This is a genomic window from Bacteroides sp. 224, from assembly GCF_010500995.1.
Classification (GTDB): domain Bacteria; phylum Bacteroidota; class Bacteroidia; order Bacteroidales; family Bacteroidaceae; genus Bacteroides.
In genome coordinates this window covers 40,474-52,708 of record NZ_QVMK01000041.1, presented here as the reverse complement: position 1 = coordinate 52,708, position 12,235 = coordinate 40,474, and the positions used below count along the sequence as shown (strand labels likewise).

At 39.2% G+C, this 12,235-nt stretch carries 12 protein-coding genes and 1 pseudogene; 9 read left to right on the top strand and 4 right to left on the bottom strand.

Features of this window, described 5'->3' with window-relative positions; translation table 11 throughout:
- The 9 genes and pseudogenes from D0T60_RS16180 to D0T60_RS16140 form a co-directional block, all read left to right on the top strand.
- A pseudogene (locus D0T60_RS16180) lies at positions 1-322 on the top strand (hypothetical protein); the annotation flags it as partial.
- Between the two features lie 37 nt (positions 323-359).
- Entirely contained in the window at positions 360-506 is a 147-nt protein-coding gene (locus D0T60_RS16175) for a hypothetical protein (protein ID WP_163219169.1), read from the top strand.
- Positions 507-514: 8 nt separating this feature from the next.
- The gene (locus D0T60_RS16170) at positions 515-1,486 is read left to right on the top strand and encodes a hypothetical protein (RefSeq protein ID WP_163219168.1); all 972 of its coding nucleotides are present in this window, start codon (positions 515-517) and stop codon (positions 1,484-1,486) included.
- A gap of 108 nt (positions 1,487-1,594) precedes the next feature.
- Positions 1,595-2,686 (top strand): hypothetical protein, encoded by a 1,092-nt coding sequence (locus tag D0T60_RS16165; protein ID WP_163219167.1) that lies wholly within the window; start codon positions 1,595-1,597, stop codon positions 2,684-2,686.
- Positions 2,687-2,721: 35 nt separating this feature from the next.
- Positions 2,722-3,633, top strand: a complete 912-nt coding sequence (locus D0T60_RS16160; protein ID WP_163219126.1) for a hypothetical protein — start codon at positions 2,722-2,724, stop codon at positions 3,631-3,633.
- 97 nt (positions 3,634-3,730) lie between these two features.
- The gene (gene metF, locus D0T60_RS16155; RefSeq protein ID WP_163219166.1) at positions 3,731-4,684 is read left to right on the top strand and encodes a methylenetetrahydrofolate reductase [NAD(P)H]; all 954 of its coding nucleotides are present in this window, start codon (positions 3,731-3,733) and stop codon (positions 4,682-4,684) included.
- Between the two features lie 3 nt (positions 4,685-4,687).
- Positions 4,688-5,812, top strand: coding sequence for a DNA polymerase III subunit delta (locus tag D0T60_RS16150; RefSeq protein ID WP_163219165.1), 1,125 nt, complete (start codon positions 4,688-4,690; stop codon positions 5,810-5,812).
- 36 nt (positions 5,813-5,848) lie between these two features.
- Complete coding sequence (locus D0T60_RS16145) at positions 5,849-7,117, top strand: regulatory iron-sulfur-containing complex subunit RicT (RefSeq protein WP_163219164.1); 1,269 nt, start codon at positions 5,849-5,851, stop codon at positions 7,115-7,117.
- Positions 7,114-7,575, top strand: coding sequence for a gliding motility lipoprotein GldH (locus tag D0T60_RS16140; protein ID WP_163219163.1), 462 nt, complete (start codon positions 7,114-7,116; stop codon positions 7,573-7,575). Before D0T60_RS16145 ends, D0T60_RS16140 begins: the two co-directional genes overlap by 4 nt.
- A 5-nt stretch (positions 7,576-7,580) precedes the next feature.
- Here the strand turns inward: D0T60_RS16140 and rodA are convergent, their stop codons facing one another.
- From rodA to mreC, 4 genes are read right to left on the bottom strand one after another with little or no spacing between them, the layout of a single operon-like run.
- The gene (gene rodA, locus D0T60_RS16135; RefSeq protein ID WP_163219162.1) at positions 7,581-9,038 is read right to left on the bottom strand and encodes a rod shape-determining protein RodA; all 1,458 of its coding nucleotides are present in this window, start codon (positions 9,036-9,038) and stop codon (positions 7,581-7,583) included.
- Complete coding sequence (gene mrdA / locus D0T60_RS16130) at positions 9,019-10,887, bottom strand: penicillin-binding protein 2 (protein ID WP_163219161.1); 1,869 nt, start codon at positions 10,885-10,887, stop codon at positions 9,019-9,021. The genes rodA and mrdA overlap by 20 nt, the downstream gene beginning before the upstream one ends.
- A gap of 3 nt (positions 10,888-10,890) precedes the next feature.
- Positions 10,891-11,388, bottom strand: a complete 498-nt coding sequence (gene mreD / locus D0T60_RS16125) for a rod shape-determining protein MreD (protein ID WP_163219160.1) — start codon at positions 11,386-11,388, stop codon at positions 10,891-10,893.
- Positions 11,388-12,233: a rod shape-determining protein MreC gene (mreC, locus tag D0T60_RS16120; RefSeq protein ID WP_163219159.1), complete on the bottom strand. Its 846-nt coding sequence runs from the start codon at positions 12,231-12,233 to the stop codon at positions 11,388-11,390. The genes mreD and mreC overlap by 1 nt, the downstream gene beginning before the upstream one ends.
- Positions 12,234-12,235: the final 2 nt, after the last annotated feature.

Here is a 12,235-nt window from a genome sequence, read left to right as displayed (position 1 = left end):
CACTGTCAGTTGGGCAGTACTATCATTAGGACATGTTTATGAAATAACCTCTCTCTGTGTATGGTTTATGGACAAGAACCGTCCTTTACCCCCTGGTAGCGTCTTTGATCCTTACCGCGAAGCAGACTATCTACGCCGCAAGGAGATGGGGTTCCCAATGCCACTTTACCACAGCGCAATAGAAACACCCGAATGGAGTGGAGCGGAAGAAAAGTATGGAGATAAAAACGGAGGGCGAAGAGGGAAACTTCTCTTCCATCCGGAGCATAGTACGGATGCTCCTAAAGTAAATAAAAAGAAAAGTCAGAAGAGGAAAAGATGAATAAAAGAACAAAGGATTCGGATTTGAGGTAGCGTATATGAAGTCATCTGTACGCACTTATTCCATAAGTATTTTTTGCAATTTGCCAGATTCCTTACTTACTACCACTACTGATCCTATAAAACTGCAGGAGGTGATAATGGAAGAGGAAGTGAAAGATACGATGCAGGTAGAAATAGAATAAAGTGACTTATGAAAAACAATTTATTATTATTAATTCTTATTAGTTGTCTTAGTTGCAACAACAAGAAATCGGTTTCAACATCCTCTACAGCCGATACTATTACTTCTGTTTCGGTAGATGTAGAAACAACCGATACTTCAGATGAAATATATGAGAAGCCTTTAACCTTTTCTGAACTGGTGGCTAAGGTACCCATTACTCCATTACCTTTTGGTATTAGCAGAATTGATACACTTAATATTTATCAACCATTGTCGGACCATTCACTGCCTCCTTATGGTTATGATACATTGAATGTATATAAATTGAATATTAAAAGTTTTATGGATTATAGGTCTAACGACGAAACAGACCCTATTTATTGCGACGAAGATAAAGATAGCAGGTTTTTGAATGAGTCTTCTCTATCATCTTATCTATCAAAGCGCTTACCACCACTCCCAACAGGAGAAGAGGTATTGTTGTATTATCTAAAAATAAGGGAGGAAGGATCGGCTTTCTGGCTTATAGTGTGTAATCAAGATGGAAAGTTGATTTCCGAATTACGACTTTTTAAGTCAGACCGTTTTTATATGCTTAGTGCTGTCGATGAAGAATATAAAGTAATAAGGAAGCACTATTATCCACCGTATAAAAAAGGGGAAATTCCAGAGGAAGGGTTTAAACATTTAAAAGATGAGGTTCCTGAATATGTCGTAAATAATAATCTTACAGTTTTGCATTATACCACTGAACATACAATATCTTCTGAAGAAATAAAAAGAACAAATGCTAAGCTCTATTATTGGAGGAAAGAGATCCCAGCTATTATTTATGAAATAGATAATGGGAAAGTCATAGATTATCCTCTTATCGAAGATGACAGCATTGCTATAGATTTTCCAGATTCCTTACTTGCTTCCACTACTGATTCTATAAAGCTGCAGGAGATGGCATTGAAGGAGGAGGTGAAAGATACTATACAAGTAGAAATAGAATAAAGACTATAATGAGAGAGAAGAAGATAAATTAACAGATAAAGATATTTACACAGAGAATGTAATCAAAGAAATAATAGGAAGTTACAACCCAAATGGAGATGATGGTATATGAAATACACGAAGATAACTATACTGATTTGTTCTTTATTGCTAAATGTTGCCTCATGTCAAATAGGAAAAAAGCAAGATGAGAAAGAACATAATAGTGAAAAGACAACTAACAACAATTCATGCATTCTAAATACAACTTCAGTTGTAAAAGATGTTATTGTAAAAGATACAACATTCCAATTGGAATGCCTTGATTTGTCTGACACAACGAAAGTGTTTAAATATTTAAGATGTACTAATTTAGGTGATTATGGAATTGATAAAATTGAAAAAATAAAATTTATTCCATATTATGGCAGCAATGAAATGTGCATTGAATTATATCCTAATAATGATTCAAAAATAGCCAAGTTTTCTTCGTGTGGGTATTTTAATATAAATGGATCAGGAGGTAAATATATAGCAAAGATAAATAATGAAATAAAAATCTTAAACTATGAAGTGTTTATAGACACTACTGATTGCGAAATAATCAAACGTTGCACAAACTACAATCCCCCCAATATATTAGGGGATACAGCTGTATATTATAACGATAGAGTTGAAGCATCTAAACTTATTTTTAACTTTTGCAAGGCTGCCAAAGTTAAAAACATGGATTTAATGAAGCAGTATGTGAGCTCTCCTATAGCATTTAACGATTCGCTACATGATAATTTTGAAATATTTTGGACCAAATGTGGAAAGTATTTCGATAAAAGCATTGATTTTTGGACCAAAGAAACATTAAAAAACACTTTCTTTCTTCCATTAAAAAAAGATTTCAATTATTTGCGAAATGGCATTTTAACATTTAAGCCACTTCAAACAGACATTGGTGATGATGATTTTGACACTTTAAGTGGAATTGATTTAAACCATGCAATAGGTCAAATATTTGCATCTCATAACAAAGAACAGATGGAACCCGAGTTCCCAAGCATAAACATTCCGAATGAGACGTATGCCATGAGAGTAATGAGAATAGATGGAAAATTGAAAATTTGTTCATTCCTATATTTTCACAACAATCAGTTTGCGGAATATTTCTATAGTATTATGACAGATGAAAACATATCCATTGATGAACTTTTTGGAGAGAAAAACTGAATAAAGTAATATGCTATTTGACAAAAAAGAAAGCTATGACTAAAAATCGCAAACCCCTCAAAGATAAATACATTGGATTAGAAACATTTATCTACTCTCTTCCTCCTGCCGTGCCTACTGACGCTATAGGTTCTGGCAAGGATTGTTTATTAAAAGAAGCAAATAATAAACATCTGGTAGCGAACGCTAGTACTTATTCTCCATTAGAGATTGTTTGTGCCTTAATTGGGGTTGTAGTGCTTGTTTACATGTTCTATTACAAACCAATTTCGTTTTATAATAGAATGGTAGAAGTTATTCCAGCAAGAGTAGATAATCATGATTATAGTTTTCAACTAACTGATTATGAAGAAAGTTATATCTATTGTTATAAAAAAGAAGGACTTAGTGAATTAAAGAGAAAAATAAAAAGTCGTGAAAGTTTCTCTATGGCGTTTTTAGGAGGATTTATAGGCTGTTCCATATTTCTTTATTGGGGCTATGTTGCTGCTAAACGTTGTCGTGATTGTGTTATCTTCGATCGAACCACCTCTATGGTTACTTACCATCATACTTTTGGTTTGTTTACTACTGTAGCTCCTTTCAATGAAGTACTATTTCAACCACGTCCAATTAGTCTTTACGACCCCATACAGATATTAGGTTTTCGGCTGCCGGGCACTATCAGTTGGGCAGTGCTATCATTAGGACATGTTTATGAAATAACTTCTCTCTATGTATGGTTTATGGACAAGAACCGCCCTTTACCCCCTGGTAGCGTCTTCGATCCTTACCGCGAAGCAGACTATCTACGCCGCAAGGAGATGGGGTTCCCAATGCCACTTTATCACAGCGCAATAGAAACACCCGAATGGAGTGGAGCTGAAGAAAAGTATGGAGATAAAAACGGAAGGCGAAGAGGGAAACTTCTCTTCCATCCGGAGCATAGTACGGATACCCTAAAGTAAATAAAAAGAAAAGTCAAAAAAAAAAAGGAAACCACCACAGCCAAAAGATTCATTTGTCTATGGCATTATTCCGTCTTTTTCGTACTTTTGCAATATTATGAAGATTATCGATTTAATTAATAATTCCTCAAAGACAGCCTTCTCTTACGAGATATTACCTCCTTTGAAGGGAACCGGTATAGAAAAACTTCACGAAACCGTAGATACACTACGCGAGTTCGACCCCCAATATATCAACATAACCACTCATCGCAGTGAATATGTTTATAATGATCTTGGCAATGGAATGTTTCAACGCAGTCGCCTCCGTCGTCGCCCCGGCACTGTAGCAGTAGCTGCTGCCATTCAGAATAAATACAACATCACTGTAGTACCACACATTCTTTGCAGTGGCTTTACCCGCGAAGAGACGGAATATGTGTTGCTCGATTTACAATTTCTGGGAATTACCGATTTGTTGGTGCTCCGCGGCGATAAGGCCAAGCATGAGTCTGTGTTTACACCGGAGTCCGACGGTTATCACCATGCTATTGAATTACAGGAACAAATCAATCGTTTCAATCAGGGCATATTTGTAGATGGTTCTGAAATGAAAGTTCCGGCCGCCCCCTTCTCTTATGGAGTGGCCTGCTATCCGGAGAAGCACGAAGAGGCTCCCAACATTGATGCTGACATTTATTGGCTAAAGAAAAAGGTAGAAGCAGGAGCAGAATATGCTGTTACTCAATTATTCTATGACAACCGGAAGTACTTCGATTTTGTGGAGAAAGCTCGACAGGCGGGTATCACCGTGCCCATTATACCGGGAATTAAGCCATTCAAAAAGCTATCTCAACTGAGCATGGTGCCCAAAACATTTAAAGTCGATCTCCCTGAAGCACTAACCAACGAGGTGTTGAAGTGTAAAACAGACAGAGAAGCCCAACAGGTAGGCATCGAATGGTGTGTTAACCAGTGCAAGGAACTGATGTCGCATGGTGTACCCAGCATACACTTTTACTCGATAGGAGCTGTAGATAGTATTAAAGAAGTAGCCCGACAAATTTATTAAGCTATGTTTTTCAAAGATGTAATCGGACAAGAAGCTGCTAAACAACGATTAATCCAAGAGGTTAACGAACAGCGCATCGCCCATGCACTCCTTATTTGCGGTGCAGAGGGAGTGGGTAAATTACCATTAGCCATTGCTTATGCCCGATACATTAATTGCCAAAACAGAGGTGCTTCGGATGCATGCGGCACTTGCCCTTCTTGTGTAAAGTTCAATAAATTGGTGCATCCCGACGTGCATTTTGTCTTTCCTATTATCAAAAATGCTAAAGCCAAGAAGGATGTTTGCGACGATTATATTGTTGAGTGGCGCAGATTTGTTACAGAGAATCCTTACTTCACCTTCAATCATTGGCTGAACGAGATTGATGCCGAAAACTCACAGGCTCAGATATTTGCGAAAGAAAGTGATGAAGTTATTCGCAAGCTAAGTCTGAAATCCAACGAAGGAGAATACAAAACAGTTATTTTATGGTTGCCCGAAAAGATGCATCAGGTTTGTGCCAACAAATTACTGAAACTTTTGGAAGAGCCACCCGAAAAAACAACTTTCCTGCTCATATCGGAAGCTCCCGACATGATTCTTCCTACAATTCTAAGCCGCACTCAACGCTTTAACCTCCGCCCCATCGAGGAGCAGAATATCGCACACGTATTGCAAACCAAGTATGGCATACAAGATAAAGAAAGCCATGCCATTGCCCATATAGCCAACGGTAATTTTATAAAAGCTCTGGAAGCCATTCATCTGGATGAAGAAAAGAAGCTCTTTTTTGATCTGTTTGTCAACCTGATGCGTCTCTCCTATCAGCGTAAAATCAGAGAGATGAAACTATGGAGCGAACAGGTAGCCGGCATGGGACGCGAACGGCAGAAAAATTTCCTGGATTATTGCCAACGAATGATTCGCGAAAACTTTGTTTATAACTTCCGCCGACCGGAACTAACGTACATGACTCCAGATGAACAAAACTTTGCCACCCGTTTTTCTCCTTTCATTAACGAAAGAAATGTTATGGGTATGATTCACGAACTTAGTGAGGCGCAAAGCCATATTCAGCAAAATGTAAACGCAAAGATGGTTTTTTTTGATTTTTCACTGAAAATGATTGTTTTATTGAAAACTTAAAGGTTATTTTACGACTATATATATTATACCAAACAAATGGATTACAAACTACATAACGGCAGTGGAGGACTATGTTGCAAAGGTTGCTCCCGCCAAGACAATAAACTCAATACCTACGACTGGCTGGCAGATATACCCGGCAACGCGGAAGAAGGCGAAATGGTCGAGGTACAATTCAAAAATACACGCAAAGGTTTCTTCCGCAACAGCAACAAAATAGATCTGAACAAAGGAGACATCGTAGCCGTAGAATCTACTCCGGGACATGATATAGGTGTGGTTACACTTACAGGACGATTAGTACCGCTTCAGATGAAAAAGGCCAATCTTAAACCCGATATCGAGATTAAACGTGTGTACCGCAAAGCGAAACCGGTAGACATGGAAAAGTACGAAGAAGCCAAGTCGCGCGAGCACGATACGATGATTCGCTCCCGGCAAATCGCCCTGAACCTGAATCTCAATATGAAGATTGGAGATGTAGAATATCAGGGAGACGGTAATAAAGCCATCTTCTACTATATTGCCGATGAACGTGTAGACTTCCGTCAATTAATTAAAGTACTGGCCGAAACATTCAAAGTACGCATTGAGATGAAGCAAATCGGTGCCCGTCAGGAAGCCGGACGCATTGGCGGAATCGGTCCTTGTGGGCGAGAGCTTTGTTGCGCCACCTGGATGACAAGTTTCATTTCGGTATCAACCAGTGCCGCCCGCTATCAGGACATTTCACTGAATCCTCAGAAGCTTGCCGGACAGTGTGCTAAATTGAAGTGTTGCCTGAATTATGAAGTAGATTGCTATGTGGAAGCTCAAAAACGTCTTCCTTCTCGCGAAATCGAATTAGAGACTAAGGATGGAAGTTTCTTCTTCTTTAAAGCTGATATCTTAAGTAATAAGATTACTTATTCAACAGATAAAGTAATCCCCGCCAACTTAGTTACTATAACAGGTAGAAGGGCGTTTGAGATTATCAACTTAAACAAAAAAGGCATCAAACCCGATTTCCTGTTAGAATCCGATCAAAAGGCTGCGCCTAAGAAACCAATCGACTTGCTTGAACAGGAAAGCCTGACCCGTTTCGATAAGCGAAAGACAGGGGGCAACAAAGAAGGCGGTGGCAGTAATCGCAATAAGAAAAAGAGAAAGCCCAACCCAGCCGGTTCGCCGGAGCAGGGAAACCGACCTCCGCGTAATGAAAGGAATGATCGTTCAAACAGAAGCAATCATAACTCACATAATAACAGGAGACCTAATAGAAACGATAATCAACAAAAAACGGATAGGAACCAACAAAGCGAATGAGAGCATTCAAAGTAACAATTCTCTTCCTGGCATTGTTATGTACGCTTGGTTGTACAGATAAAACAGTTGTGTATCATTCTTATCACCATATTCCCTCTTATGAATGGAATAAGAATGATACACTGCTTTTCAATATTGCTATCCCCGATTCTCTTTGCAGCTACCGTATCTATCTACTTGTTCGCACATTAAATAGTTATGCCTACAAGAACCTGACATTAAATATTGAATACCCTATCGGAGATACAATTACACACAAAAAAGACATCCCCTTTCAAGTATCTCCGGAATATAATGATGAATATACTGCTAAATGGGGAGGCTTATACCAAGCTATCGAACCTGTTTACGACAAATATGTAGAAAAGCCTGATACTCTCCGTTTCAGAGTAAATCACCAGATGAAAGATGATGTATTAAAAGGAATTAGCGATATTGGGATATTAATAGAGCGTTAACTTTGTTAATAACTACGGTTTCTCCCTGCATCAATTCGCAAAAAGATAAATAGCAAGATAGTAAAGCCCCACAAAGAAGAACCGCCATAACTAAAGAAAGGAAGCGGAATTCCAATAACCGGAGTAAGCCCTAATACCATACCTATATTAATAAACAGATGGAAAAGGAAAATACTCAATACAGCATACCCATACACCCTACCGAATGTATATCGCTGGCGTTCTGCCAAAGCTACCAACCTTAAGATTAAAATCAGATACATTATCAGCACAAAAACAGATCCTACAAATCCTTTTTCCTCGCCTATCGTACAAAAAATAAAGTCAGTATCCTGCTCCGGCACATATTTTAATTTAGTTTGAGTTCCATTCAGGAAGCCCTTTCCCCATAACCCACCGGAGCCAATGGCTATCTTAGATTGATTTACATTGTAGCCTGCTCCTGTTAAATCTTCTTCCAATCCAAGCACTACTTTAATACGCATACGTTGATGAGGTTCCAATATTTCATCAAAAACATAATCACTCGAATAAAGAAAAGCCATAGAGCCAAGCGCGAACAATGCAACTCCCACATATTTAAAAGTACGTGTCTTTAAAGACAGGTATAATAGGTATATTACTACCATTCCCAACAGCCCCCAAAGCGTCACAACAAGATTGAATGTCACCACATACTTTGAAATCAGCCATGCTATGGCTATCACTCCCCCATTTACTATCAAGATTGTATGAGCGGGAGTCCATTTACGTATGGTTGTCCACAACATACCACCGGCTACCAGAAGTATCATGCAAAGCACGGAAAACTCGCCCATGTGCGTGGGAGAACCCTCATAGAGTGGAACATCATAACGAAGCCCCACAACAAAATAAACTACAGCACATAGACCGGCAAATAACACTACCCCCGGCATACCTTCACGATATAACACCAGAAAAAAAGCCAGGTACACAAGTGCCGACCCTGTTTCCTTTTGCAAAACAATCAGCATCATAGGAAGCAGAATAATAGCCGTTACCAATAACGCATTCTTTGTTTTCCGCATATTGAAAGAGAAAGAATTCATATATTTGGCAAGTGCCAATGCCGTAGCAAATTTCGCAAACTCTGCCGGCTGAAGGCTTACGGGGCCCAATTGCAGCCACGATCGGGAACCTTTCACATCAGGGGCTATAAAGATCGTGACTATCAACAGCAGCATCATACCTATATATATTATATAGGAGAACATGTCGTACATGCTGTCTTCGAGCATTAATAAGATGAAAGCCAAACCAAATGAACAGATAATCCACACAAACTGCTTACCGGCACGAGTAGAGAAATCAAAGAAATCTACTTCGCCATAGTTGTAGCTGGCTCCGCAAACACTGAACCATCCGCAAACAATCAGGACCAGGTAAATACAAATGGTAACCCAATCGAGTGATTTCCACATACTATTTTTTCGTGTACTCATGTGATATCAGGTTTGCGTTACTAATATATTCTATCTGGTCTTTACGTTCGGGAGCGATGTCTCCGGTTAAGTATTTCTCTATAAGCAAAGCGCCGATGGGTACGGCCCATCTTGCTCCAAATCCGCCATTTTCCACATATACGGAAATAGCTATTTTAGGATTATCCATAGGAGCAAATCCCATAAAGATAGAGTGGTCTTTACCTTTATTCTGGGCAGTTCCTGTTTTCCCGCAGATATCTAAACCCGGAATATTAGCACCACGGCAAGTTGCCCCATACGGAGAGCCCACTACTGCACCACGCATACCTTCTACTACATAATCATAATATTTAGAATCGACCTTGGTGTATCTTGGCACTCTGTATTTTTCTTCCAATTCATTATCTTCGATACCTTTTACCACATGAGGGGTTATAAAATATCCCCTGTTTGCTATTGTTGCTGCAAGATTGGCTATCTGAATGGGAGTAGCCTGAACCTCTCCCTGCCCAATCGCCGTAGAGATAATACGTAAACCTCCCCAGTTTTCTGTATGAAATCTGTCCGAGTAATATTTTCCATCGGGCATCAATCCATCTTTTTCACCGGGCAAATCAACACCCAGTTTTTCTCCTAATCCCATGGATGTCATATACTCTTTCCAAACATCCATTGCTGCATGTCCATTCTTATATTTATTATCTGCCAACATTCGCACTAATCCCCAACAATAATAAGCATTACAGGAAGTAGACAGAGAAGGTATAAACGGAATAGGCGTACCATGCCCATGACACCCAACTTTTAAACCACCATATACAAACGCATGATGACATGGAAAAGCCGTTTCTTTATTTATGATGCCCTCCTGAAGAAAGGTAAGCCCTTGTGCCGTTTTAAACGTCGACCCCGGAGGATATGATGACATAATAGAACGATTATAGAGTGGTGTTGTGGGCTCTTTCAGCAGTTCACGCTGACTCTCCCCTCGCTGCCTTCCTACCATAATAGAAGGATTATATGCAGGTGCAGAAAGTATGCACAATATTTCACCGGTTTCGGGTTCAATGGCAACAACAGCTCCCACTTTATTTTCCATCAATTTCTCTGCAAGCATTTGCAGTTCAATATCAAGTCCCAGCGTCAGATTCTTTCCGGCTTCCGGCTTCCGGTCTAAAGCGCCATCCTTATATTTACCTTGTATACGTCCGTGAGCATCACGCAAAAGCACTTCTGCCCCTTTTTCTCCCCTAAGATATTTTTCATAAGAACGTTCTATTCCCAGCTTTCCAATATAGTCTCCCCTGGAATAGTAATCGTCATTATCCATTTCTTTTTTAGATACTTCCGCAATATCGCCCAAAACATGAGCGGCAGAGTTATAAGAATATTGACGAATGGTACGCCGTTGCACATAAAATCCGGAGAATTTAAACCGTTTTTCCTGAAAGACTCCAATCTCTTCTGCAGATAACTGGGTGGTAAAAACCTGATGTGTGTAACGAGAGTATCCGGGATTCAGTTTCCGATCTCGAATGTCCTTCATTCTTTTCAGAAAGTATTCAGGTTCTATATTTAGTGTTCGGCAAAAATCTGCGGTATCCAGATCTACGATTTCCCGAGGAATGAAAGTTATGTCATAAGCGGGTTGATTGAACACCATCAATTTTCCGTTTCGGTCATAAATAGCTCCACGAGAAGGGTAGAGAGTTTTATTCATGAATGCATTACTATCTGCATTCTTTTTATAATCTTCCGTAAGAATTTGAAGGTTGAACAAACGGACACAGTAAATAAGGACTATAACAATTGCAATACCGGCAATAACCAGTTTACGCCTCTCTAACTTATAATCTTTATTGGCCATTTCTTATTTTCTTCCCCATTCAATACCAATGATACAAATAATGGTTAGTACAGTACTGGCTATTGTTTTTAGAAACAGTAACGACAGATCTGCAAAAGAGAAAAACATCATAGTATACAAAACTAAATGATGTATGAAGATCGTAACAAACGAATACTTCAAGAAGGAGCTCGTTCCCAGCGTTTTAAGAGAAGGTACAAAGTCGTCGCCCATATCACGCGGAGTAAAAAGCCGAAGAAATACCGGACGCAGAAATGCCGTGAAAACCGTAGCAGCCGCATTCATACCCGGCGTATTCGAAAAAATATCTACCAATAGCCCGATGGCAAAAGCCAATAGCATCAGCCCATTGCGAGAGATGCTCGTGTCATAGCGAATAATAAAGTAAATATAAAGGAAAGGAGTTGCATACCCTAACAGGTGTATATTATTCAGGATCAGTACTTGCAAAAGCACTAAGCCAATAAACCATACGGTATGTTGCAACTGTTTATGAACCATTATTGAATACTATTCTTTTCTAAATCGTGTTGTTCATTTTGTCCTTCGCGAGAGATTATACGTACATTACTAATTTTACCAAAATCTGTCGCTAATTTTACTTTCAGAAGATAAGAGAGTCCATCGTGCGAGTCTCCCAGTTCTTCAATGGTACCCACCATAATTCCCTCCGGAAACACGGTAGAATAACCGCTTGTTATTACTGTATCACCAATGTTAAATTCGGCATGACGCGGTAAGTCCTTTAAATAAGCAGCATTCGGCTCATTGCCATACTCCCACCGGAGATAACCAAAATAATCGCTTCCTTTGATTTTACAACTGATATTTGATTTACTATTCAGCAAAGAAATAGCTACCGAATAGTGGGTAGAAGTCATATAAACAATCCCTACGACTCCTCTCCCGTCAATCACCCCCATTTCCGGCTTAATCCCGTCAATAGTACCTTTATTCAGGGTAATATAATTATCAACCTTATTTACAGTATTATTAATAACATGGGCTTTGAATACCTCTATATCTGCCATAGAGGAGAGAGTTTTGTTATGAATAAAAACTGAATCCAGTTGGTTATCCTTTAACACGCTCTCCAGTTCTACAACCTTTGCTTCAAGTTCGATGTTACGTTCAATAAGCGCATCATTCACTTGTTTCAGGTGGAAATAAGAGCTAATTCCACCCGACACTTCATAAATGGCTCCTGTCAATACATTGGCAGAAGAGAAGAATACGCCCTGTTGGTAATGGTTGAAACGAAACAATAAGCCGAAACATACTACTTCCAGCAGTATGAAAAGGAACCAATAGTTGTACTTTATTAAAAAGTCAAGTAAATTCCGCATCG

Coding starts and splice junctions, on each gene's coding strand:
- D0T60_RS16175 (WP_163219169.1), top strand. CDS start 360: ATGAAGTCATCTGTACGCACTTATTCCATAAGTATTTTTTGCAATTTG.
- D0T60_RS16170 (WP_163219168.1), top strand. CDS start 515: ATGAAAAACAATTTATTATTATTAATTCTTATTAGTTGTCTTAGTTGC.
- D0T60_RS16165 (WP_163219167.1), top strand. CDS start 1,595: ATGAAATACACGAAGATAACTATACTGATTTGTTCTTTATTGCTAAAT.
- D0T60_RS16160 (WP_163219126.1), top strand. CDS start 2,722: ATGACTAAAAATCGCAAACCCCTCAAAGATAAATACATTGGATTAGAA.
- metF (WP_163219166.1), top strand. CDS start 3,731: ATGAAGATTATCGATTTAATTAATAATTCCTCAAAGACAGCCTTCTCT.
- D0T60_RS16150 (WP_163219165.1), top strand. CDS start 4,688: ATGTTTTTCAAAGATGTAATCGGACAAGAAGCTGCTAAACAACGATTA.
- D0T60_RS16145 (WP_163219164.1), top strand. CDS start 5,849: ATGGATTACAAACTACATAACGGCAGTGGAGGACTATGTTGCAAAGGT.
- D0T60_RS16140 (WP_163219163.1), top strand. CDS start 7,114: ATGAGAGCATTCAAAGTAACAATTCTCTTCCTGGCATTGTTATGTACG.
- rodA (WP_163219162.1), bottom strand. CDS start 9,038: ATGAGTACACGAAAAAATAGTATGTGGAAATCACTCGATTGGGTTACC.
- mrdA (WP_163219161.1), bottom strand. CDS start 10,887: ATGGCCAATAAAGATTATAAGTTAGAGAGGCGTAAACTGGTTATTGCC.
- mreD (WP_163219160.1), bottom strand. CDS start 11,388: ATGGTTCATAAACAGTTGCAACATACCGTATGGTTTATTGGCTTAGTG.
- mreC (WP_163219159.1), bottom strand. CDS start 12,233: ATGCGGAATTTACTTGACTTTTTAATAAAGTACAACTATTGGTTCCTT.